17 protein-coding genes are annotated in these 22,227 nt (G+C 69.5%); 9 read left to right on the top strand and 8 right to left on the bottom strand.

Annotated elements, in window-relative coordinates:
• Positions 1 to 82 precede the first annotated feature (82 nt).
• Positions 83 to 1,294: a hypothetical protein gene (locus HUA76_RS19745; protein ID WP_174461782.1), complete on the top strand. Its 1,212-nt coding sequence runs from the start codon at positions 83 to 85 to the stop codon at positions 1,292 to 1,294.
• Between the two features lie 30 nt (positions 1,295 to 1,324).
• On the opposite strand, the gene HUA76_RS19740 is transcribed toward HUA76_RS19745, so the two are convergent.
• The 4 genes from HUA76_RS19740 to HUA76_RS19725 all read right to left on the bottom strand — a co-directional run bounded on the left by HUA76_RS19740 (position 1,325) and on the right by HUA76_RS19725 (position 6,701).
• Complete coding sequence (locus HUA76_RS19740) at positions 1,325 to 3,931, bottom strand: pitrilysin family protein (RefSeq protein ID WP_174457297.1); 2,607 nt, start codon at positions 3,929 to 3,931, stop codon at positions 1,325 to 1,327.
• A gap of 4 nt (positions 3,932 to 3,935) precedes the next feature.
• Positions 3,936 to 5,201: an MFS transporter gene (locus HUA76_RS19735; protein WP_174461781.1), complete on the bottom strand. Its 1,266-nt coding sequence runs from the start codon at positions 5,199 to 5,201 to the stop codon at positions 3,936 to 3,938.
• On the bottom strand, positions 5,198 to 6,364 hold the full coding sequence (locus HUA76_RS19730; RefSeq protein ID WP_174457233.1) for an aminopeptidase: 1,167 nt from the start codon (positions 6,362 to 6,364) through the stop codon (positions 5,198 to 5,200). The genes HUA76_RS19735 and HUA76_RS19730 overlap by 4 nt, the downstream gene beginning before the upstream one ends.
• A gap of 166 nt (positions 6,365 to 6,530) precedes the next feature.
• Positions 6,531 to 6,701 carry a hypothetical protein gene (locus tag HUA76_RS19725; protein ID WP_174457234.1) on the bottom strand — a complete coding sequence of 57 codons (171 nt, stop codon included), beginning with the start codon at positions 6,699 to 6,701 and terminating at the stop codon, positions 6,531 to 6,533.
• A 402-nt stretch (positions 6,702 to 7,103) separates the two neighbouring features.
• Here HUA76_RS19725 and HUA76_RS19720 point away from each other — a divergent pair, with 402 nt between their 5' ends.
• Together HUA76_RS19720 and HUA76_RS19715 are read left to right on the top strand one after the other, a co-directional pair.
• Positions 7,104 to 8,393: a hypothetical protein gene (locus tag HUA76_RS19720; RefSeq protein ID WP_174461780.1), complete on the top strand. Its 1,290-nt coding sequence runs from the start codon at positions 7,104 to 7,106 to the stop codon at positions 8,391 to 8,393.
• 295 nt (positions 8,394 to 8,688) lie between these two features.
• The gene (locus HUA76_RS19715) at positions 8,689 to 9,165 is read left to right on the top strand and encodes a peroxiredoxin (RefSeq protein ID WP_174461779.1); all 477 of its coding nucleotides are present in this window, start codon (positions 8,689 to 8,691) and stop codon (positions 9,163 to 9,165) included.
• 10 nt (positions 9,166 to 9,175) lie between these two features.
• Here HUA76_RS19715 and HUA76_RS19710 read toward each other — a convergent pair whose 3' ends face one another.
• Complete coding sequence (locus HUA76_RS19710; RefSeq protein ID WP_141642575.1) at positions 9,176 to 9,754, bottom strand: TIGR02265 family protein; 579 nt, start codon at positions 9,752 to 9,754, stop codon at positions 9,176 to 9,178.
• Positions 9,755 to 9,934: 180 nt separating this feature from the next.
• Between HUA76_RS19710 and HUA76_RS19705 the strand changes: the two genes are divergently transcribed.
• From HUA76_RS19705 to HUA76_RS19680, 6 genes are all read left to right on the top strand, one after another.
• Complete coding sequence (locus tag HUA76_RS19705) at positions 9,935 to 10,570, top strand: RNA polymerase sigma factor (protein ID WP_371823501.1); 636 nt, start codon at positions 9,935 to 9,937, stop codon at positions 10,568 to 10,570.
• The gene (locus HUA76_RS19700) at positions 10,570 to 11,097 is read left to right on the top strand and encodes a zf-HC2 domain-containing protein (protein ID WP_174461778.1); all 528 of its coding nucleotides are present in this window, start codon (positions 10,570 to 10,572) and stop codon (positions 11,095 to 11,097) included. The genes HUA76_RS19705 and HUA76_RS19700 overlap by 1 nt, the downstream gene beginning before the upstream one ends.
• 5 nt (positions 11,098 to 11,102) lie before the next feature.
• Positions 11,103 to 11,618 carry a hypothetical protein gene (locus tag HUA76_RS19695; protein WP_141642580.1) on the top strand — a complete coding sequence of 172 codons (516 nt, stop codon included), beginning with the start codon at positions 11,103 to 11,105 and terminating at the stop codon, positions 11,616 to 11,618.
• Between the two features lie 127 nt (positions 11,619 to 11,745).
• Positions 11,746 to 12,336: a DUF4136 domain-containing protein gene (locus HUA76_RS19690; protein WP_141642572.1), complete on the top strand. Its 591-nt coding sequence runs from the start codon at positions 11,746 to 11,748 to the stop codon at positions 12,334 to 12,336.
• Positions 12,337 to 12,451: 115 nt separating this feature from the next.
• Entirely contained in the window at positions 12,452 to 13,594 is a 1,143-nt protein-coding gene (locus HUA76_RS19685) for a chemotaxis protein (RefSeq protein WP_174461777.1), read from the top strand.
• A gap of 239 nt (positions 13,595 to 13,833) precedes the next feature.
• Positions 13,834 to 14,919, top strand: coding sequence for an ADP-ribosylglycohydrolase family protein (locus tag HUA76_RS19680; protein WP_174457300.1), 1,086 nt, complete (start codon positions 13,834 to 13,836; stop codon positions 14,917 to 14,919).
• Between the two features lie 66 nt (positions 14,920 to 14,985).
• Here HUA76_RS19680 and HUA76_RS19675 read toward each other — a convergent pair whose 3' ends face one another.
• The 3 genes from HUA76_RS19675 to uvrA form a co-directional block, all read right to left on the bottom strand.
• A complete protein-coding gene (locus tag HUA76_RS19675) occupies positions 14,986 to 15,996 on the bottom strand; it encodes a DUF5996 family protein (protein WP_174461776.1) in 1,011 nt (336 codons plus the stop codon).
• Between the two features lie 199 nt (positions 15,997 to 16,195).
• Entirely contained in the window at positions 16,196 to 16,792 is a 597-nt protein-coding gene (locus tag HUA76_RS19670) for a glutathione peroxidase (protein ID WP_174457240.1), read from the bottom strand.
• 70 nt (positions 16,793 to 16,862) lie between these two features.
• Complete coding sequence (gene uvrA / locus HUA76_RS19665) at positions 16,863 to 22,169, bottom strand: excinuclease ABC subunit UvrA (RefSeq protein ID WP_174461775.1); 5,307 nt, start codon at positions 22,167 to 22,169, stop codon at positions 16,863 to 16,865.
• Positions 22,170 to 22,227: the final 58 nt, after the last annotated feature.

Below are 22,227 nucleotides of genomic sequence, written 5' to 3'. Positions count from 1 at the left end.
ACGGCGGCGATTTCATCCAGGTGCCCTCGGCGTCGAGGTCTGCCCTTGCATGCGTGTATCCCCCGGGGTTCAGTGAGGGGTCATGGCCTTCGCCCCGTGGCTGCCCGTGCTTGTCACCCTTCACTCCGTGCCACCCGCCGCCGCACGCGCCGAGCCTGCGCCTGCCGCCTTCTCGAGCTGGTTCGACGCGCGAGCGAAGGAGGAGCAGCCAAAGGTCCTGACGCGATACCAGGTGGACCTCGACGGTGATGGGCGCGAGGACGAGGTGGTCTGCTATTCCCTGGTGAAAAGCGACGAAACGAGGCGCGGGGATGGAGCTCCGGTCACGCTGGTGGGGCTGGCCAGCGGAGAGCGCTTCGCGATGAACACAGGCGTGGGATTGGACGTCGAACTGGGCTGCCCGTCCCCCACCCCGGAAGCGTCAAACACGGGCAAGCCGTTCCTGCTGCTGCCACGAACCGGGATGAGAAGTTCGTCATCGGTGTCGCTGCGCTTCGACCGGAACGGCCCGTTGCTCGTGGCGAGCCACGTGACGACATATTCCAGTTCGAACCGCATGGACCTGCTGACCCAGCGCGCCCAGACCTACAACTACACGGCGCCGACCTCGGAGGAACAGGACCCCGAGGGGAATGAGACCCGGTGGGAAGGCCCGGCGCAGGTGGTGACGGACCTGGAGTCGACGGTGCTTCCGACTCCGGGAAAGGTCACCTGGGGCCAGAAGAACTGGAAGGGACTCGAGGATGCGGACCTGACGGTGAGCCTGCGTCGCCGGGGCGACCTGATGGTGGTCAGTGTCCGGCTGAAGGATGACAAGACAGTCGTTGCCGCAGATGCCAGTCCCAAGGCCATCCTCGCGGCGGACCACCTCGAGCTGCGATGGTCGGAGTGGGGCACCACCAAGCGCATGGAGAATCGACCGGTGGAGCTGGGGGTCGCGCGCAACGCGTTGGGGGTGCCCGTGGCCACGTGGTTCAAGCCTCCCAAGAAAAAGGACACGCCACCGCCGACGATTCGGTGGACCTCCCCGGAGGCCATCGAGGTGGAGCTGCCCCTGGACTGGTTCATGCCGCCGCCCGCGAAGCGCACCTATTACGACGCGATGACCTCCATGCCCTGGTTCTCGGTGTTCTTCTCGGATGGAGACGGGAAGGGTCAGGAGACGCTGGTGAATGTCTTCCCCAAGGTGCTCTTCGTCGCCGAGCCGGGGCGCCCCTTTCCCACGGTGGAGCAGAACGTCCAGCCGTGGGCGCGGGTGGAAGCCGGCGCCACGCTGCTCATGCTCACGCAATGATGGAGATGGAGCCGCGAGGGCCTTCCCCCGTCAGGGACCGACGACCGCCAGGGCGCTGCGTTCGAAGTCGATGACCCGCCGGGCCACGTCACGCACGTGGTCGGCCGTCACCTCGGAGACCCGCTGCGCGTAGTGCTGGAAGTTCTCCTGTCCGACCCCGAGACACCCATCCATCGCCAGCATCGCCGCACGAGCGGCGTTGCGCTGCAGCCCCAGCTCATGCGTGCCGATGAGGTGCTGGCGCGCCCGCTCCAGTTCCTCTTCGCTCACCCGTTCGTCCCTCACCCGCTCCAGCTCGGAGCGGATGGCCACCAGCGCCGCTGTCACCTTCTCCGGGCTCGTCCCCATGTAGATGGCGAGGTAGCCAGGGTCCACGCCTTCCATGCTGTAGCTGTTCACGCTGTAGGCCATGGCGCGTTTGTCACGCAGCTCGCGGAACAATCGCCCGCCCTGCCCCGCGAGCAGCGTGCTGAGCACCTTCAAGGCGTGGCGCCACGAATCGGTCACCCGTGCCCCCTGGAAGCCCAGCGCCAGATGGGTCAAGGAGCGCGCGAGCACCTGCCTGTGCTCGCGAGGCGACTCCGGAAGCGGCTCCGGCGCCACAGGGGGCGGTGCGGCCAGCGCGCCCGAGGCGTCGCCGAACAGCTCATGCGCCCGCTCCAGCACCTCCTCCGCGCGCACGTCCCCCACCACGCTCAGCACCATCTGCGCGGGGTTCATGTAGGCCGCGTGCCAGGCGCGCAGCGACTCGGGGCCCAGTCGCGCCACCGCACGGCTCTCCCCTGACACCGGCAACCGGTAGGGATGCGTGCGGTAGAGCGTGCTCGCGAGGACATCGAACACCCGGCCCTCGGGCTTGCCATCGCGAGCGCCCAGCTCCCTGGACAAGTTCCCGCGTTCGCGAGCCACCTCACTCTCGGAGAACAGCGGGGCGCGCAGGCAGTCCGCGAAGAGACGAAACGCGGGCTGGAAGTGGCGTGACAGGAACTCGCCGCGAAGCTCCACCAGGTTGCGTCCATGGGCCCCCTGGAGCGAGCCCGCCATGGCGGTGACCCGCCGCATAATCTCCTGTGCGTCGCGAGTGGCCGTGCCACGCGTGAGGCAGCGACCCAGCAACGTGGTGAGCCCGTTGGTCTCCGCGGTCTCGTAACGCACGCCGCCCGCGAAGCAGGCTCGCATCGCGACGAGCGGCACCGCGCGCGACTCCAGCACCAACACCCGTGCCCCCGAAGGCAGTCGCGACTCCACCAGCCCTCGAGCCGTCTCGGTCGTCTTGCGCCTCACGAGCCGAGGCAGCGGCGCGGGCCCTCCACGCACCGAGGCTGGCGCGCGCCCCCGTGACACACCGTCGTGCGCGGCGTGCATCAACATCGCCTCCGCCCTTTCGGTGGAGAAGTCGCAGCCCTGGGGGAGCAGCCCCGTAAGGACAGCCCGGTCGAGGCGCAGGTAGCGCTCCGCCACCTCGTGCAATCGCTCCGGAGTGAGCCGAGCGATGGCCTCGTGGTAGCGCGCCTCCGCCTCCAGGCCGCCCAGCATGAACTGGTAGTAGCCCAGCCGCCGCGCCAGCTCCTGCACCTCCTCGCGCTGTTGCACGGCCCGCGCCTCGAAGTGGGCCTGCAACATCGCCAGCTCCTCGGCGGGCACCGGCTCCGCGCGCAGCCGGGCCAGCACCCGCAGCTCCTCCTCCACCGCCTCCGCGACCTGGTTCGGCGCGAGCGTGAACCGGAGGGAGAAGAGCCCGGGGTCCAAGGGAGTATAGGACGAGGACTCCAGCGCCCTGACGAGGCCCTGTCTGCGTTTGCATTCCCGGATGACCCGCGAGCGCTCTCCCTGCCCCGTCAGCAGCGCCAGCACGTCCAGCGCCGGCACGTCCGGATGCGCGACGTCCGGGATGGAGAAGCCCAGATGCAGCCATGCCTCCTTCGCGCCATCTTCTCGCAGACATATCCGCGGCGCGGTGCGCTCCGGCTCGGCGGGACGCCGCAGCGGCCCCGAGTGGTGCTGCCCCCAGTCACCGCCAAGGAGTTCGTCCACCCATTCGCGCAGCCGCGACTCGTCGAAGTCGCCCGCGAGACTGAGCACCAGGTTTCGCGGGGTGTAGTGCCGCGCGTAGAACTCGAGCACCCGCTCCCGGGTGAAGTCGCGCACGCTCGCGGCCGTGCCAATCACGGGGCGTCCGTAGGGATGCTGGGGGTAGGCGGCGGCGAACAACTGCCGCGAGGCCCGCCGCGCGGGGAGGTCCTCGTTGCGTTTGATCTCCTCGCACACCACCTCGATTTCTCGCGCCAGCTCTCCCGCGTCGAACGAGGAGCCACGCACCGCGTCCGAGAGGATGTCCAGCCCCAGCCGGGCGAACCGACTGGCGATGACGACATGGAAGACGGTCTGGTCGTAGCTCGTCCAGGCGTTGATCTGCCCACCATGGGCCTCCACCGTGCGAGCGATATCCCCGGGTGCCCGACGCGATGTCCCCTTGAAGAGCATGTGCTCATGCAGGTGGGCCAGGCCCAGTTGGTCGGGCCGCTCGTCCGCGCTGCCGGCCCGGACCCAGACCTGGAAGGCGACAGCGCGTGCGGTGTCTCGTCGCTCGAAGACGACGGTGAGCCCATTGTCCAGCGTGTACGTTTGAGCCGTCAGGGTCCTAACCTCCCACCATGGCCTGGCGCTTGAGCAACAGGCGACGGCGCCACGCGAGCCCCAGCGCCAGCGCGGTCCCCGATAGCAGGGCAAAGGCGAAGCTCACCGCGAAGGCCCGGGGGATGCCCAGCGACGTCCCCAGCGTTCCGCCCAGGAGCGCGCCCAGCATCGTCGAGACCTCGGGCATCAGGCTGATGACGGCCATGACCCGGGCGAGCGCGTTGGAGGGCACCTGTCGGGGGACCTCCGCGAAGAGCGTGATGAGCAGGAGCGAGGCGCCGAAGCTGCCCATCAACTCGTAGTTCAGGCACGCCACCAGTCCCAGCGCCCCAGGCCGGGCCAGCGGCAGCAGCGCGAACGAGCCAGTGAGCAGGGCCACGGCCACCGCCACGGTCCACTGCGCTCCCAGGCGCCGGTGGAAGGTCCCCACGAGAAGGCTGGCGACGATGCCCCCCACGGAGCCCACCCCGACGATGGGGCCGATGAGCGACGGCGACATGCCCAGGTCCCCGGACATGAAGAGGACCAGCAGCGCGGAGACCACGCCATTGGCCAGGCAGAGATACCCGACGATGACGAGCCCCAGGCCCAGGAAGGGCCGCTGGAGCAGCAGCGAGAATCCCAGGGTGAGCCCCTTCAGGCTCGCCGTGTTCCTCGCCGGGACATGCTGCGGCTTGCGGGGGACCCGCACGGCCACGGTCAGCAGCGCGGCCACCGCGAAGGAGGCCGCGTCCACGAGCAGCGCCACGGGCGCCGAGAGCACGGAGACGAGCAGGCCCCCCAGGCTGCGCCCCGAGACGTCCGCCAGGTTGCGCGTCACGCTGAACCGGCCATTGGCCTCCACCAACTGCCCATCCCCCACCACAGCGGGGAGGATGGGCGCGGCGAACATCCCGCCGATGGCGCTCACCGAGGTCAGACAGAAAGCCATCCCCAGGAGCAACCCGAAGCTCAACAGGCCCATCCACCAGAGCAACGGAATGGAGGCGATGAGCAGGCTGCTCGTCATGCTGCACGCCACCAGGACGGGCACCTGACGCGAGCTCGCATCGGCCCACGCCGCGGCGGGGAGCCGCAGCAGCAGGGTCGGCGCAATCTCCACGGCCATCAGCAACCCCATCTGCTGGGGCGTGAGGTTCAGGATGGTCACCGCGACGAGCGGCAGCGCCACCTTGGTCACCGCCGAGCCCGTCAACGTGACGGTCTGCGCCGCCCACAGCCGCAGGAAGGTGGCGTTGCGCCAGAGACCGGGCGGAGGGCCCGGGCTCATCCCGCCCGCTGGGTCCGCGTGGAGGCCTTCAGGCGATCCGGCAGCGGACACACCTCCCGCATCTCCTCGTCGCCGGTCAACCCGCAGCAGTTCCCGTCGATGTCCTCGTTGAAGACCAGCTTGGGGTGAGGCACCTGCGAGGGTTTGAGATTCAGCAGGTCCAACGGCACCTGGTCGTCATCCACCCACACCTGCCCTCCCGGGGAGATGAGGTCCATGTGGATGGGCGAGTAGTAGTCCAGGACATGGATGCTCTGGTTGTGCTGGCCAAAACCCAGGTGCACGCCCGGATGACGTTCGTTGATGTGAGAGTTCATGGAGATGAACTCCCCCAGCCCTCCGTTCGTCCCGAACCCCACCTCCCCCACCCGTCTGGAGTTGGGCTGGGCGAAGACCGCCTCCACCAGGCGGCTCACTTCGGGGCTGTCACACTCGTAGTCGACGGCATGGCCGTCCTGAATCCGGATGCGGATGGGATTCTTCGCCAGACGCGCATCGACCTGCGTCAAGGCATTGATGTTGAAGGCCCCGTCGGCGACCAGGACACCGTCCACGGTGCCCGGAAAGGTGGCCACCTCTCCCGCGGGCAGGATGACGAAGCTCCCAGGACGCCACACGCCCCGGTTGCTGATCCACCGGTACCGCTCCGAGTCGAGCCCGATGCGCAGGTCCGTTCCCGATGGAGTCTTCACCTTCAGCTCACGCGCCTTCATGAACCGGTCCAGCAAGCCCGCGTTGAGCTCCGACAACATCCCAGACCTGACGTTCAGCGCCTTGAGGAAGAAGTCCTGGGAGGCGTTGATGATGCGCACCGCCAGCCACTTGTCCAAATCGTAGCGCGCCAGGGCGTTGCGGAAGGTCATCATGTGCGACATCGAGTCGCGCTCGACGGTGATGATGACCAGCTTGCCCTTGAGGCTCTCGGCAGGCGGCAACGCCGCGTCCAGGCGCTGAGGGAAGGTCTCGTCCGGGAAGGGCTTGGGCCGCATCCCCAACAAGGCGGCCTCCATCCCACGCATCCGCAAGACGGTGGCAATCCACGCGGCGGACTCGCGACTCTCGGGCGTGTAGGCCACGAGGACCTGGTCCTCCGGCATGAGGCGCGCGTAATCATCAAGCAGGACATCGATGCCGGCCCAGACTCGCTCGTCCACTTTGCTCATCTCGCGACTCCCCGGATGTGCTGCGGCAGCAGGTTGAGATTGCCCATGGTTTGAAGCTCGGGGCCTTGCGCATGAACACCGCGCCAGACGTCCCGCCCGGCCTTTACGCCTGCCCCAGGCCACCACCAGCGCCTGGGGCAGGTGCCCGCGAAGTCGCGCGGTGCGACTAGTTGTTCTGCTCGGTGGTCCAGATCGACCACATGCCGATGGTGTGCTCGGCGTTGGAGTCGCTCAGGTTGCAGGGGTTCAGTCCGGAGCTCTCGAAGCCCTCGGGCTCCGCGCTCTGCATCTCCATCAGGGTCTGCGCAAGGATTTCATCACGGTTCGAATGTTCCATGTGCAACCTCCCGGTACGCCGGTCACGCCTGGATTGGCGCGCCCAAGGACTATCACAACGCACTCCACAAAACAGACACCCCGCCATCCAGGGCAATCCCATCACGAATTCCAGACAACCCTTGAGCACCATATCCTCTCAACCCAGTGACATGGCGTGGCTGCACCGTTGACGACCCGACATCCCCGGACAGCGCCTTGAATCCCATCCACGCGGCGCGCGCCCGCGCTGTAGCGGCTTTCCATGACAGGGCTTTCCGCATCACATCCATCCCCATCTCTCTCGACTCCACGGGTAGGGGGCCCGACGCGGGGAGTCCCTTCGAGTGGGAGGACTCGCCAGCAACTGTTTCCGAGGCGAGCCCCGCGTCTATTCTTGGGACAGCCCACAGGAGCTGAGCCCATGCGCGCGACGGCCTATGCAGCCCCCTCTGAGATGCACGGCATGGCCCATCCCTCGCGCACCGTGAGCGGGGAGGGAGTCCACACGAGCGCGGAGCGGGGGCTCGCGCAATGCCAGCAACGCGCCAATCAGAGCCCTCCGGTCCAGCGCGTGTCCGGCTACCAGCAATTGCTGAACACGAGCCCCAGGGTGGCGGCGCTGCAGCGCGGCCCACCACGGGCCCCCGTCGTCCAGCGCATGCGCATCACCAGTGGTGACGTCACGGAGAGCGTCGACGAGGCCTGGAAGACGGTGGAGGAGTTCCTCTGGGACAAAGGCATTCCCGACCGCTACTGGCCCGAGATGAAGCAGCAGCTCGCGGCCATGGGGGAGGACCAGGAGTTCGAGTACTACGAAGACGCCGCGGACCTGCTGACCCAGCAGCTGAATGCCCGGGAGGGGACGGACTACCCGGTGGGGCCGCAGGAGGACCTTGATGACGAGGACACGCAGCAGGAATCGGGGGGCTGGGGTGGGCTCGCGTGGAAGCTGTTGAAGTACGGCACCCTGTTCCTCGCGGCCCAGAGCGCGGTGCAGAACGTCCTGCCCAAGGCGAATGCGATGCCGCTCCCCATGGGCCCCAGTGGCCCGTCGAACGCGCTGACGAACATGACCGGCCTGCGGCAGGACGTGTGCAAGGTCCCCGGCCTCATGGACAGCTTCCTGCCCATGCCTCTTCCCACGTGCGATATGGCCGACGCCCCCGTTGCGCCGAAGACCTGGTCCAATCATGGCGTCTGGAAGGATTGGCTGAATGCATTCGCCACGGGGAGGTGGAGCTATCCCGAAGACCCGACCGAGATTCCCGGGGTGAGCTTCCTGTCGGGCCCGAACGACCTGGCCCAGGACGGCTACTACGCCTATTCCCACCGCGCGAAGGATGGGCGGGTGGCCATCTCCTACACGGGGACGGATGCCACCACGAACAACGCCGTGCCCCACAGCTATCTGGCGTCAGGGGGCGACGTGTATGCGGCGGGCATGCTGCTGGCGAAAGGAGGCCAGGTCACCCAGGCGGACTCCGCCTCCGGCCACTACCTTCCCGACCCCAAGGTCTACCTGGACGAGTCCTGCCAGTCGCAAGTCACCTCCAAGGAGAGCCTCAAGTTCCTCCAGAGCAAGTTGGAGGCGGATGGACTCGCCGCGCCGGGCATGAACCTGCTCCCGTTCCGCCATCCGAACCTCATCCAGCAGACCATCGACTGCCAGCAGAACAGACAGCCCCTGTTCAACCCCCATGGGTTTCGCTGAAGCCCCTGACGGCCTGGCTTACGTTCCGCGGGAGTGAGGTGGGTGTGAGCGCCGCACCGGGCGTCGTCGGGTGCGTTGACGGCTCCACCCCCTGGCACAGCGCTCAACATTACTTAACACCCCGGTGACTCCAACCATGCGATGCAGGACGCGCCCCTCCCCGGGACTTGGGAAGGACACAGTCCCGCAGTCGAGGGGAGAACGGGTGGCGTCCGGTGGGGAATACGTCCCCGGACTCGCGCGGAAAACGTGGTACCGGTGGACCGTCGCGGCCACCAGAAAGGGAGCCGTCGGAATGCTCGCCATTGGAGACCTCGCGCCGGACTTCTCCGCCACGGACTGCCATGGCGCGCCCCTGAGCCTGTCCGCGCTCCGGGGCCGCAGGGTCGTCCTGTTCTTCTTTCCCAAGGCCTTCACGCTCGGCTGCACCATCGAGAACCGGGCGTTCAGGGACAACCACCACCGCCTCCAGGAGCTGGGCGCGGAGCTGGTGGGCGTCTCCGTGGACACCCAGCGCACCCAGTGCGCCTTCGCGGAGAAGGAAGACATCCACTTCTCCCTGCTCGGAGACCCGGACCGGGTCATCAGCCGGGCCTATGACGTGCTCTGGCCGGTGCTCCGGGTGGACCGTCGCGTCACGTTCATCATCGGCCCCGACGGCCGCATCGAGGACATCATCCGCCACGAGGTGCGCGTGTACCGCCACCTGGATGACGTCCTGCGCTACCTCGAGTCCACCCCGCTCCCCGTCGCCTACGACACGGCCGCCTGAACCCCGGGCTTCAGTCCCAGAGGCAGTAGTACTCGCAATGGGATGCGCCCCGGGCGCGGCACATCGGGTGGGTGATTCGCGGCGACTGACCGCCCGACAGCTCGATGGCTCGCTCGTGCCAGCCGATGATGGTGAGGCAGTCAGCCTCCGTGACGTTCTCCGCGCTGAAGGTGCGCAGCACCGCGGACCGGGGCCCCGTCCAGTCATACGTGCGCGAGCCCACGGCGTAATAGAACCGGTAGATGCGCGCCGCCTGGCTCAACAGGAAGTGCGGGTCCCCCGCCCTCACGAAGGCATGCTGCGGACCGTGGAGCGACTCGTCCGCGGACGCGCGGCCCATGTCGATGAAGGCCCGGCCCTCGTCATCCGGCGACAGCACCTCCGCGATGGCCGAGTCCAGCCGCAGGTTCAGCTCCAGCGGATACCAGGCCACCGGCAATATCGACTTGCGAAGCAATGCCTGGTCCAACGGGGGCAGCCGCCCGAGGACCTCGTCCACCCGAACCTGCCCGCCGTGCCGGCGCAGCATGTTCAAGCGGGATATGAGCACGCCCCCCTTGATGCGAGAGCCCGAGCCTTCCAGAACCATGAGAAGTCCGTGGGTTGCACCAACCGCGGCCATTCTGACAGCGGCCGAGCGAACAGGGCAACCCGACGTCACAACCGAGTGTCGGCCAAATCGCTGTCATTTCCTGAGATTCCTGAATTGATGCGATGGCGGAAACGCGTCGAAAAATAACCTGGGGGCGGCTCGGGGGTTGAAGGCGTCGTGAGCATCAGGGAGACAGGCGGCCGGGTGGTGGCGATGCCGTCTCGCCGGCTGGCCCTGGAGCGGGCGCCGGACGAGGTGCTCTGTCGTGTCTTCCTGGACGGCGAGGAGGCGGCCTTCGAGGTGCTGGTGACGCGGCACCGGGCGCTCGTCTTTGCGCTGGTGCGCCGCTACACGACCCGGCCCGAGGACGCGGCGGACCTGACGCAGGCCGCCTTCCTGCGCGCGCTGGAGGCCTCTCGCCGGGTGTTCGCGCGCTTCACGCCCGTGGGCCCGGCGCCGTTCCGTGCGTGGCTGGTGCGCATCGCCCTCAACCTGGCGAAGAACCACGCGCGGCACGGCCAGCGGTGGCGGCCGGTGCTGGTGGAGGCCGCGAACGACGAGGTGGCGGAGGCCCCTGGCGAGTCCGCGCAGGACGGCCTGGAGCGGGCGGAGAGAGCGCGCGAGGTGCGCGAGGCGGTGCTGACGCTGCCCAGGCGTCAGCGCGAGGTGTTGACGCTGCGCGTGGACGCCGGGTTGGCGTTCAAGGACATCGCGGAGACGCTCGGCATCACCGAGAACAATGCGAAGGTGCAGTTCCACCATGCGGTGAAGCGCCTGAAGGCGCGGGTGGGCGAGCCCGAGGAGATGCGTTGATGGCTGCATGCCCTGACCAGGAAGCGCGGGTGGATCTCCACGCCGCGGGGGCGCTGGAGGCGTCGGAGACCGTGGCCCTGCTCCACCATCTGGAGTCGTGCGCGGGGTGCCGCGAGGCCTTCGCCGCGTCGGTGGAGGTCCTGTCGCTCTTGACGTTGCCCGCGCCGACGGCGGCGGAGAAGCACGCACAGGAATCGCTGCCCCAGCGCGCGCTGGACACATGGAAGCGGGAGCGCATGAGCCAGGCGCTGCGGCGACGCACCGTGGGCTCGCTGGTGGCGGCGGCAGCGGCGGTGGCGGTGATGGTCCTGGTGCCAGGCATCCCGCGCCCCTGGGACTGGAACACCCCGCCGGAGCCCCGGGAGCTGCCATCCGAGGAGCGCGCGGTGGAAGCGCGGGCGCTGGCGGACTTCGAGGCCTGGGCGGGGTTGGAGCCGCTGGAGGCCAGCTCCGAGTGGGAAGACGAGGAAGCGCTCGACGACGTCGAGAGCTGGGACGAGGAAGCGCTGCTGGGGGAGACGCTGTGAAGACGATGACTCGCAAGTCGTGGGTGGCGGTGACGGTGGTGCTGGTGCCCTGGCTGGCGCTGGCCCGGCCCGGCAACAAGGAGGGCGCGGAGCAGCAGCCCCGCGAGGCCGAGCGGATGGAGCGCGCGGAGAAGCGGATGCGGCTGCGGCAGGTGCTGACGCTGTCGGACGCGCTGGAGCTGGACAACGCGCAGGCGTTGAAGATGGAAGAGACGTTGCGGCGCTTCGACGAGAAGCGGCGGCCTCTGCGGGAGCAGGTTCGCGACGCGGCTCGCACGCTGCATCAGGCGGCGCGGGGCGACAGCGCGGCGCTGGCCCAGGTGGACGCCGCCGCGCAGCGTGCGTTCGAGGCGCGCGAGCGCATCGCCGCACTGGACCGGGAGATGTACCAGGCGCTGGCCAAGGAGCTTGCTCCGGAGAAGCGGGCGAAGCTGGCGCTCGCCCTCGCGCGCGGCGGCGGAGTGAAGACCAAGCGCTTCTGGAAGAACGAGCTGCCGGGCGACTCGCGGGGCGAAGACTGAGGCCCCTCCCCCGGGAATGAGACTGGAGTCGGGGACGGACGGGCATCCGTCCCCGGGGGCGATGAGCGCCCGTGCCTACCGTCAGGGAGCCAACGGCGCGTGTCGCGCCGCCACCGAGGAGGCTTCCATGCGTCTACTGCCCCGACTCGCACCCCTGCTGCTGGGCCTGGCCTTCACGGCCTGCGCGAGCATCGACGTGAGCAGCAACTACGACCCCAGCGCCGTCCAGCAGATCGACGGATACAAGACCTACGCGTGGCTCCCGCAGCCAGAGGGGACCGACAAGCGCGTCTACAATCCCATCGTCGGTGGCCAGGTGCAGCACGCGGCCGACGCGTATCTGCAGTCGCACGGCTACCAGAAGGTGGATGCGGGGGCGAACCCCAACTTCCTCATCGGCTGGCATGGGGCCATCGACAACAAGATTGAAGCGGACACCGTCAACTCCTACTACGGCTATCCGTACAACTCGATGTGGGACCCGTTCTACGGCGGTGGGACCGTCGCCATGTCCGCGCCCGAGACGTATGTGCGCGAGTACGAGCAGGGCACCCTCCTGCTGGACATCGTGGACGCCGAGTCCAAGAAGCTCGTCTGGCGCGGGCAGGCGCAGGCGGAGATTGACGACAACGCCAAGGCGGAGAAGCGGCAGTCGAACATCGACAAGTCCGTGAAGGAAATCCTGGAGCGCTTCCCGCCCAAGCCCGGGAAGAAGTGACGTGCGGGCCCGTGTCCGACGCCGTTGACGTATGGGAGCGTCAGGCGTCGGACACGGGCGTGTCCTCGGGAACACTCGTCGGCGCGGGCGGACATGCCCAGGTTGCCTGCGCTCCATGTCTCGCGTCCGCCGACTCGCTGGCTGCGTCTTGCTGCTCGCCTGCCTTGGCGGTTGCACCGTCTCGGCGCCGCGCTCGGAGTTGGTGCGCCGCGTGGGCCGCTCGGACCTGTCCGTCGGGGCGTTGCGTACGCGGGTGCGGGACATGGCGCGCCGCTTCTCCGGGTTGCTGGAGGTCTCTTCGGATGAAATCGCCGCGCGCTCGGGCTCGGCCTCCGTGCGCGAGGCGATGACCACTTTCAAGATCAACTCGGTGCCGGCGATGCAGGCCGCGTTGCTCCAGCCCGACCCCGTGGCGGCCCTGGTGGATGCGTGGGCCCTGCTCGCGCAGCTCGAGCTCGCGCTTCCGCAGTGGGCCGTCTCCGCGGGGGCGTCACCCGAGGTGACAGCCAAGGCCGAGCGCATGTTGCGCGAGCAGGAGGCCGAAGTGGAGGCGTTGTGGAAGGACGTGTCCGGCCATGCGGACGTGTCGCCGGCGCACCGCCTCGTCCATGAGTGGGCCGCGAAGAACCCGCTGGTGGGCTCGCTCGTCGCGCGGGTGTCCACCGTGGGGTTGCTGGCGGACGTGACGTCTCTGTCCGGGATGGGGGCGAGGGGGACGGCGGGGGCACTCGTCGAAGACGTGCGCGACATCACCGCGCGCGTGGACCTCTACGCCGCGTCCCTCCCCCGACAGGCCCGCTGGCAGGTGGAGTCGATGGCGCAGGAGGTCCTGAGGACGCTGCCCGCGAAGGAGGCGATGCGGGACCTGGACCGCGTGGTGGACACGCTGGACCAGTTGGGCGCGCTGGCGGCGGGGACTCCCGCGATGGTGGCCCGCGAGAGGACGGCGGTGCTGAGCGCGCTCGACGCGGGCAGGGAGGCCCTCCAGCGGTTCATCGAGTCGGAGCGACAAGCGCTCATGGGGGACGTGCGAGGCGAGCGGCAGGCGATTCTCGCGGCGCTTCACACCGAACGAGTGGAGACACTCCAGCAGGGCGAGCAGATCGGCTACGGATTGGTGGACCACACCTTCCAGCGCGCCGCCATGCTGGTGGACCGCATCTTCCTGTGGCTGCTCGGGTTGACGCTGCTGGGCGTGGTGGGTGTGGTCGCCGTCGCACTCCTGCTCACGCGTGCGTGGCGTCGACGGATGGGCTGAGCACGGCGCGGCATCGACCCGCGTGCGGCCCCGCCCTCCTGACACCACTTCTCGACGCGCCTCGCCACATGGCGACGGCGCATGGACTGAGCGTCGCGCGGCGGCAGCGACTCACGCGCGGCCCCGACATCCTGACGCCACCTCCCGACGAGCTTTGCCAATCTGTCAGGCGCCCTTCAAGCCGAGACTGTGAACACTCTCGGCGCGGGGCGGGCTCCGTGATTGCATTCGTCCCGGACATGGACTCGCGCTCACGTCAGGACCTCATCACCGGTGCACTGCTCGGAACCCTCGTGGGAGACGCCCTCGGTCTGCCCCGGGAAGGGCTCGGCCCTCGACGGGCGCACCGCATGTTCGGAGGCGCGCCGCTGCGACACCGGCTGGTGCTGGGCCGGGGCTTCGCCAGCGATGACACGGAGCACGCGTGCATGACGGGACAGGCCCTGCTCGCGCAACCCGAGGACGCGCCGCGCTTCGCTCGCAACCTCGGGTGGCGACTGCGGGGGTGGTTCCTGGCCCTGCCCGCGGGCATCGGCTGGGCGACCGTGCGCGCCATCGTGAAGTTGTGGTGCGGCTTCCCGCCCGAGCACAGCGGCGTCGTCTCCGCGGGCAACGGCCCGGCGATGCGAGCACCCCTGTTGGGAGCCTGTCTCGCCGCGCAGCCAGAGCGGCTCGATGCCTTCGTGCGGGCCTCCACACGGCTGACCCATCGAGATCCCCGGGCCGAGGACGGAGCGCGCCTCGTCGCACGAGCCGCCGCGTACGGCGCCCTCCATGGGCCCGAGGGCGTGAAGGACTCGGAGGCCGCGCTGCGCATGCTGCGCGAAGCCACCACCACCGCTGACTTTCACGCGGTGCTCGACACGCTGAGCGCCCAACTGGCGCGCGGTGCCTCCCTGACGGAGCTCGCCGAGGTCCTCGGGTTGGGACGTGGAGTCACGGGCTACGTCATGCACACCGTGCCCGTGGCCCTCTATGCGTGGCTGCGCCACCCGGACGACCTCCCCCGCGCGGTGGAGGAAGTCATCCTGCTCGGCGGAGACACGGACACGGTGGGCGCCATCGTGGGAGGCATGCTCGGAGCCACCGTCGGCGCGGGCGCCATTCCCCAGGCATGGCTGGACGGCGTCGCCGAGTGGCCTCGCTCAACGCAGTGGATGCGGACGCTCGCTGAACGCCTGGCGCGGCAGTTCCCCTCAGGCGAACCCCCTGCCGAGAGGACGGGCCCGCTCGCCCTCTTCTGGCCCGGACTGCTCCCGCGCAACCTGGGAGTCCTCGCCATCGTGCTCGCACACGGCTTCCGTCGCTTGCTGCCACCGTACTGAACGCCACGGCGCATCTCCGCCCTGGCGCTCACGGGTGCATCACGCAACGGCCACGGAGCCACGCCCTCACGAGTGACTGTCGGCGGTGGGCTGCTCGGCCTCCGTGGCACTGACGGTTCCGCGAGCCGCCTTCAAGCTGTCGGGAATGATGAGCGGCCGCTCCAGCCGGGCCCGGTCCCACTTCCCCAGGTTCGCGCAGGCGTCGTAGCTCGTCTGGAAGAAGTCGAGCAGGAACGCCTTGGGGTCCTTCGCGTGGCGCACCGACTCGTAGGGCAGCAGGAACTCCTTGAGGCCCGCGTCGTATCCCGCCTCCGCCGGCTCCACGCGCGCGGCGGCGAAGCCCGTCGGCTCCGGTGCCGCGTAGCAATAGAACGCCGCGCCGCCCAGGGCCTCGCTGCCGGGCCAGAAGCCCGCGCTGCAGACCTCCTCGCAGTAGGCCTCGGCCGTCACCGCATCCGCGCCTTCACGCACCGGCGCGGGCCGGCCACCGAAGCGCGTCACCGCCAGGTCGAAGCTCCCCCAGAAGAACTGCACCGGGCTGCACTTGCCGGTGAAGCGGGCCCGGAACTCCTTCAGGATGAGGTCCGCCTGGAGCAGCGCCCGCCACCAGTGCTGCGCGTGCTCGGCCACATAGGTTTCGTGGTGCCGGTCCTCACTGAACGGCGTGGTGTCGTCCGGTATCTCCACCGGCTGCTCCCAGATGCGGGTCTCGATGCCCAGCGAGCGCAGCGTGGCCATGACATCCCGGTAGAACTCCGCCACCGGTCGGGACGTCAGCTCCATGACGCGCACGTCCCCCTGACTCGTCAGGAAGCGCAGCTCGCTGGCGAGGAAGTCGAAGTCCACCTCGAAGCCGCCATTCCCATAGGGGATGAGCCCTGTCGTCAGACCCCGCGCCGTCACGCGGAACGACACATTCCACCAGTGGTTCTCCGGTGGCGTCAGCGTCAGCCGCACCTTGCCGAGCACCTGGGTGTACCGGTGCAGCGTGGCATAGGTGTCCTTCCACTCCGCGAATGGAAGCGCCGGCCACGCCTCCTCCTTCGTTCCCAGTCCGGGTATCGACGCGATGGCCATGCGGCTCCCTCCTCAAGGGCCACGTCCACCACCACGGTGAGCCCCTCATGGCCCACATGCCACGGTGGCCTCACGGGCCGCATGCAGGGAGGACGGAGGACGGAGCGTCAGTCCTCGCGAGCCCTCGGGCTCCCGACGGACGACCCGCCACCGGCCCGGGCGGATGCTCGCTCCGGGCCGGCGAGAGTTCAGGCGTCCGCTACGGCTGGGCGAGCGCGGCGTCGACGGCCTTGCGCAGCTCGTCGCTCTCCGGCGTCACCTTGCTGGGGAAGCCCGCCTTCACCTGGCCGTCCTTGCCCACGACGTACTTGTGGAAGTTCCACTTCGGCGCGTCGTGGTTCTTCGCGAGGAAGGCGTAGACCGGGGACTGGCCGTCGCCCTTCGTCTTCACCTTCTCGAACATGGGGAAGGTGACCTTGAAGCGCAGCTCGCAGAACTTCTTGATGTCCTCCGAGCTGCCCGGCTCCTGCCCGCCGAAGTCATTGGACGGGAAGCCCAGCACGACGACGCCCTTGTCCTTGTAGTCCTGGAAGAGCTTCTCCAGGCCCGCGTACTGCGGCGTGTAGCCACACTCCGACGCGGTGTTCACCACGACCAGGACCTTGCCCTGGAAATCGGAGAGCTTCTCGGCCTTGCCATCGAGACGGTTCGCGGACAGGTCATGCAGGGACATGGGCTTCTTCTCGCTCGGGGGCTGGGACTTCGCGGGAGTGGTGGGCTTCGTCGCCGAATCCCCGGCGAGTGCCGGGGTGACGATGAGCGCCGTGGCGACGGTCAGTACATGGAGGGTTCTCATGGGGCCGCCAAGAATGCCGAAGCACAGCCCCCGTTTCACGACCTTCTGTCCTGTCTTCGACATCCCACCCTCACCGGCTCCCCGCCGCACCGCGACGCGATGCGTGACGGTCCTCGCCGGAGAAGAGGGACTTGAGCACCCGCCCGGTGGCCGTCTTCAGCTTCGCCACCTCGCGAGGTGTGCCCTCCGCGACGATGAGGCCGCCGTCATCGCCCCCCTCCGGCCCCAGCTCCACGACATGGTCCGCCGCGCCGATGACGGACGGGTGGTGCTCGATGACCACCAGCGTGTCGCCCCGGTCCACCAGTCGCCCCAGGAAGGTGATGAGCTTCTCCACGTCGCCCAGGTGCAGGCCCGTCGTCGGCTCGTCGAGCACGTACAGCGTGGGCTCGTGCCGTGAGGAGGCCGTCAGCTCGGACGCCAGCTTGAGCCGCTGCGCCTCGCCGCCGGACAGGGTGTTGGAGCCCTGCCCGAGCTGGAGGTAGCCCACGCCCAGGTCCGACAGGCATTGCAGCGGCGCGGCCACCTTGGGGATGGAGCGGAAGACGTCCTTCGCCTCGTCGGCGGACAGCCGCAGCACGTCGCCGATGGACAGGCCGTGGTAGCGAATCTCCAGCGTGGCCGCGTCGAAGCGCGCGCCGCCGCAGGCCTCGCACGGCGTCACCACGTCCGGGAGGAAGGACATCTCATGGGAGATGGAGCCCTGCCCCTCGCACGCGGTGCACCGTCCACCGGCGGCGGTGTTGAAGGAGAAGCGCGCGGCGGAGAAGCCCCGAATCTTCGCCTCGGGCGTGGCGGCGAAGGCCCGGCGCAGCTCGTCCCAGATGCCCAGGAACGTCGCCGGCACCGAGCGCGGCGTGCGACCGATGGGCGACTGGTCCACCGACATCACCCGCTTCACCGGGTCCACGCCCTTCAGCGAATCGAAGGGTCCCGGCTTCGAGGAGACCAGCTCCAGCGCCTCGCGCAGCGCCGGGTAGAGCACCTGGCGAATCAGCGTGCTCTTGCCGGAGCCGGACACGCCGCTGACGACGTTGAGCCGGCCCACGGGCAGCCGCAGGTCCACGCGCTTCAGGTTGTTGGCGCGCGCGCCCTTCAGCTCCAGCCAGTGCTTCGGCTCTCCGCGTCCTGAAGGAGGCCGCACCTGCGCCTCGCGCAGCGCGACGGCCGTGGGAGAGTCGCTCTGCAGCACCACGTCCGGCGGGCCTTCCGCGAGGATGCGTCCGCCGCCACGGCCACCGGTGGGTCCCAGGTCGAGCAGATGGTCCGCCGCGCGGATGGTGTCCGAGTCGTGCTCCACCACCAGCACCGTGGAGCCCGTGTTCACCAGCGCGCGCAGGTTGTCGAGCAGGCGGTGGGTGTCACGCGGATGCAGGCCGATGGTGGGCTCATCCAGCACGTACATCGCCCCGGTGAGGCCCGCGCCGAGCTGCGCGGACAGGCGCAGTCGCTGCATCTCTCCGCCCGACAGCGTGGCCGCGTTGCGGTCCAGGGACAGGTAGCCCAGGCCCACTCGCTCCAGGAACTCCATGCGCCGCAGGAGCTCCTGTCGGGACGGCTCGCCCAGGAGCGCGCGGTCCCCCTTGAACTTCCAGCCCTTCACGCGCTCCAGCGCCGAGGCCACGGACTGCTTCACCACCTCGTGGTAGCGCGCCCCTTCCAGCCGCACGCCGCGAGGGATGGGGTCCAACCGACTGCCACCGCACGCGCGGCACGGCGCCGTCTCGCCCTCGGCCTGCGCCGTGGGTCCGCCCTGCACACCCGTGCCCTCGCACGAGTCGCAGCGCCCCTGCTTCGTGTTGAAGGAGAACCAGCGCGGGTCCAGCTCCGGCACGGCGGTGCCGCACTGGGGACAGGTGCGCTCGGTGGACAGCAGCGTCTCACCCTTCGAGGTGCGCAGCTTCAGCGCGCCCTGTCCCCAGCCCAGCGCCTTGTCGAACACGTCGCGCGGCAGCTTGGAGACCTTGCCCTCGTACATGACGAGGTCGATGTCGTGCTCGCGCGTCTTCGCCAGTCGCGGCGGGTCATCCGTGGAGGCGAGCTGCCCGTCGACGATGGCGGTGGTGATGCCCCCGCGCGCCGCCGCCGTGAAGACATCCAGGTACGTGCCCTTGCGCGAGCGCACCGCGGGCGCCAGCACCGTCGCCTCGCCCTTCATCGCGGAGAGCTGCGCGAACAGGAGCTCCGGAGAGATGGAGGTGATGGCCGTGTCGTCGCGAGGGCAGTGCGGCTCCCCCAGCTTGGCGAACAGCAGGCGCAGGTAGTGGGCCACCTCGGTGACGGTGGCCACGGTGCTCGTGCCACCCGCGCGAGAGGTGCGTTGCTCCAGCGCCACGGTGGGCGGAATGGAGCTGACGCGCTCCACGTCCGGCCGGGGCATGGTGGGCAGGAACTGCCGCGCGTAGGGGCTGAGCGTCTCCAGGAAGCGCCGCTGTCCCTCCGCGAACACCACGTCGAAGGCCAGCGAGCTCTTGCCCGAGCCGCTCGGCCCGGTGACGACGGTCATCTTCCCGAGCGGAATCTTGCACGACACGTCCTGCAGGTTGTGCTCGCGCGCGTGCTCCACCTCGATGGCCGGAGCGACGTCCTTGCCCGGCTTGCGCGGCTTCACCGAACGGCCCAACGGCTTGCGCTCACCTCGCAGCGCCTCCGCCGTCGCGCCCTCGCCACGCGCCACGTCCGCGGGCGTGCCTTCAGCCACCAGCCGGCCGCCGTCCTTGCCGCCCACCGGCCCCAGGTCGATGACCCAGTCCGACGCCTTCATCACCGACACGTCGTGGTCCACGACGATGACGCTGGCGCCACGGTCCACCAGCGCATGAAGCGCGTCGATGACGTGACGCACGTCCTCCGCGTGCAGGCCCGCGCTCGGCTCGTCGATGAGGAACAGCGAGCCCTTCGACTCGGTGGCCAGCGCACGCGCCAGCTTCAGCCGCTGCGCCTCTCCGCCCGACAACGTGGACAGGGGCTGCCCCAGGGGCAGGTAGCCCAGGCCCAGCCGCGCCACCGGCCCCAGCGTGCGCTGGAGGGCCGCGTCGCTCCCGAAGTGCTGGAGCACCTCGGACACCGTCATCTCCAGCACCTGCGCCACGCTGAAGCCCTGGTGGCGGACGGCGAGCACCTCCTCCTTGAAGCGCCGGCCCCGGCACACCGCGCACAGCAGGGCCACGTCCGCGAGGAACTGCATCTCCACCGTCTCGTAGCCCTCGCCCGAGCACGCCTCGCAGCGCCCCTTGTCCACGTTGAAGGAGAAGTGGGCCGGCGTCAGTCCGCGCACCTGCGCGTCGGGCTCCGCGGCGAAGCGCTCTCGCAGCCTGTCCCACGCCTTGGTGTACGTGGCGGCATTGCCACGCGACGTGCGCCCCAGCGGAGACTGGTCCACGAAGGTGATGGCCTTCACCGCCTCGGCACCCTCCAGCGCGTCCACCACCCCCGGGGCCTCCACGTCCTTCACGCCCAGCCGCCGGGCCAGGTGCCGGTAGAGCACCTCGTCCACCAGCGTGCTCTTTCCGGAGCCGCTCGGCCCCGTCACCGCGCACAGCACGCCCAGCGGCACGCTCACCGACAGCGCCTTCAGGTTGTGCTCCCGCGCGCCCCGCACCTCGATGGAGCCCGTCTTCACGCGAGGCGTCCTCGGCGCCTCATCGCTCCCCGCGAGGAGTCGACCGGTGGGCAGGTCCTTGCGCTTCGCCAGCGCCTCCGGCGGACCATCGAAGCACAGCCGTCCACCTTCGCGGCCCGCGCCGGGGCCCAGCTCCAGCACGCGATGCGCGGAGCGGATGACCAGCGGGTCATGCTCAATCACGAGCGCGATGTTGCCCCGCTCCGCCAGCTCCGCGATGGCCTCCGTCAACGGAGGCACGTCCCCGGGATGCAGTCCCACCGTGGGCTCGTCCAGGACGAACAGCGAGCCGGTGAGTGACGTCCCCAGCGCCGCCGTCAGCGACACGCGCTGCGCCTCGCCTCCGGACAGCGTGCGCGCCTGGCGGTCCAACGTCAGGTAGCCCAACCCCACGCGCCGCAGGTAGCTCAGGCGCCCGGACAGCTCACGCCGCGCCAGTTCGCCCTGCCCCGTCGTCGTGCCCAGCGCCTCCAGCCGAGCCAGCGCCTCCGTCAGCTCCAGCCCGTGCCAGCCCGGCAGGTCCAACCCGCCCACGCGGTACGCGCGCGCCTGCTCATTGAGCCGCGCGCCGCCACAGCTCTGGCACAGCGAATACGCGCGGTAGCGCGCCAGCAGCACGCGCACGTGCATCTTGTACGTGCGCCCCTCCATCCACCGGAACCACGCGCGCACGCCCGGATAGGCGCGCCCTTCGTCGTAGTCACCCGCACCCTCCAGCACCGACTCCCGCTGCGCCGGCGTCAGCGACGCCCAGGGCGCGTCCATGGGAATCCCCTTCGCGCGGCACCAGCGCTGGAGCATGCCCCGCTCCCACTCCGTCGACGCGCCGGACCACGGACGGATGGCCCCCTCTGAAAGACTCAGCGCCGGGTTGGGAATCACCTTGTCCCAGTCGATGCCGATGGTGCGCCCGAAGCCTCGACACGGCGCGCACGCGCCCACCGGCGACTGGTAGCTGAACAGGCCCGGCCTCGCGGCCTCGAACTCACGCGCGCACTTCGGACACACCAGCCCCCTGCGCACCCGCTTCGGCTCGGCGCCGACCCCCAGCACCACCGCCTCACCCTCCGAGCGAGCCCACGCGTCCTCCATCGCCTGCGTCACGCGCGACAGCTGCGAGGAAGACAGCTTCACCCGGTCCACCAGCACCCGCGCCACGCCCGCGGAGTCCGTCGCCTCCGAGGGCTTGAGCGACTCCAGCTCCCGCACCTCGCCCTGCACCACCAGCCGGTGGTAGCCGTCCTTCAGCAACCGGGCGCGCACGTCCAGGAACGAGGCCGTGTCCGCGATGCGCAGCGGGAAGGCGATGAGGGCCTGGGCATCCGGCGACTCGCGCAGCAGGGCCGACGCCGCGACGCGCGCATCCGTGCGCACCGCCTCCCCGCCGCAGTCCGGGCACACCGGCATCGCCTCGCGCGTGAAGAGCGCGGACAGGTACGGCTCCACGTCCGCCAGCGTCGCCACCGTCGAGCGCGAGCTCTTCACCGGCGCGCGCCGGTCCACCGCCACACCCGCGGCCACCGGCTCCAGCGCCTCCATGGGCGGCCGCTCCAGCCGCTCCAGGAACTGCCGGGCATACGGGCTGAAGCTCTCCACGAAGCGCCGCTGACCCTCGGCATACAGCGTGTCGAGCGCCAGACTCGACTTGCCCGCCCCCGAGACTCCGGTGATGCAGACCAGCTCCCCTTCCGCGAGGTCCACGGAGAGGTCCTTCAGGTTGTGCGTTCGGGCGCCTACGAGGTGGGTCTTGTGCATTTCGGGTCGGAGGTTTAACGACCTGACACTTCAACGCCACAGACAAGTGAACCAACGC

It is taken from the genome of Myxococcus sp. CA056 (assembly GCF_013336715.1).
In the GTDB taxonomy this organism is placed as follows: Bacteria; Myxococcota; Myxococcia; order Myxococcales; family Myxococcaceae; genus Myxococcus; species Myxococcus llanfairpwllgwyngyllgogerychwyrndrobwllllantysiliogogogochensis.
The sequence above is the reverse complement of the archived record's forward strand: the minus strand, read 5'-3'. Positions and strand labels throughout refer to the sequence as shown.

Excerpts from the sequence above, each read along its gene's own strand:
- HUA76_RS19745 (WP_174461782.1), top strand. The coding sequence starts at position 83 with ATGGCCTTCGCCCCGTGGCTGCCCGTGCTTGTCACCCTTCACTCCGTG.
- HUA76_RS19735 (WP_174461781.1), bottom strand. The coding sequence starts at position 5,201 with ATGAGCCCGGGCCCTCCGCCCGGTCTCTGGCGCAACGCCACCTTCCTG.
- HUA76_RS19730 (WP_174457233.1), bottom strand. The coding sequence starts at position 6,364 with ATGAGCAAAGTGGACGAGCGAGTCTGGGCCGGCATCGATGTCCTGCTT.
- HUA76_RS19725 (WP_174457234.1), bottom strand. The coding sequence starts at position 6,701 with ATGGAACATTCGAACCGTGATGAAATCCTTGCGCAGACCCTGATGGAG.
- HUA76_RS19720 (WP_174461780.1), top strand. The coding sequence starts at position 7,104 with ATGCGCGCGACGGCCTATGCAGCCCCCTCTGAGATGCACGGCATGGCC.
- HUA76_RS19715 (WP_174461779.1), top strand. The coding sequence starts at position 8,689 with ATGCTCGCCATTGGAGACCTCGCGCCGGACTTCTCCGCCACGGACTGC.
- HUA76_RS19710 (WP_141642575.1), bottom strand. The coding sequence starts at position 9,754 with ATGGTTCTGGAAGGCTCGGGCTCTCGCATCAAGGGGGGCGTGCTCATA.
- HUA76_RS19700 (WP_174461778.1), top strand. The coding sequence starts at position 10,570 with ATGGCTGCATGCCCTGACCAGGAAGCGCGGGTGGATCTCCACGCCGCG.
- HUA76_RS19695 (WP_141642580.1), top strand. The coding sequence starts at position 11,103 with ATGACTCGCAAGTCGTGGGTGGCGGTGACGGTGGTGCTGGTGCCCTGG.
- HUA76_RS19690 (WP_141642572.1), top strand. The coding sequence starts at position 11,746 with ATGCGTCTACTGCCCCGACTCGCACCCCTGCTGCTGGGCCTGGCCTTC.
- HUA76_RS19685 (WP_174461777.1), top strand. The coding sequence starts at position 12,452 with ATGTCTCGCGTCCGCCGACTCGCTGGCTGCGTCTTGCTGCTCGCCTGC.
- HUA76_RS19680 (WP_174457300.1), top strand. The coding sequence starts at position 13,834 with ATGGACTCGCGCTCACGTCAGGACCTCATCACCGGTGCACTGCTCGGA.
- HUA76_RS19675 (WP_174461776.1), bottom strand. The coding sequence starts at position 15,996 with ATGGCCATCGCGTCGATACCCGGACTGGGAACGAAGGAGGAGGCGTGG.
- HUA76_RS19670 (WP_174457240.1), bottom strand. The coding sequence starts at position 16,792 with ATGAGAACCCTCCATGTACTGACCGTCGCCACGGCGCTCATCGTCACC.
- uvrA (WP_174461775.1), bottom strand. The coding sequence starts at position 22,169 with ATGCACAAGACCCACCTCGTAGGCGCCCGAACGCACAACCTGAAGGAC.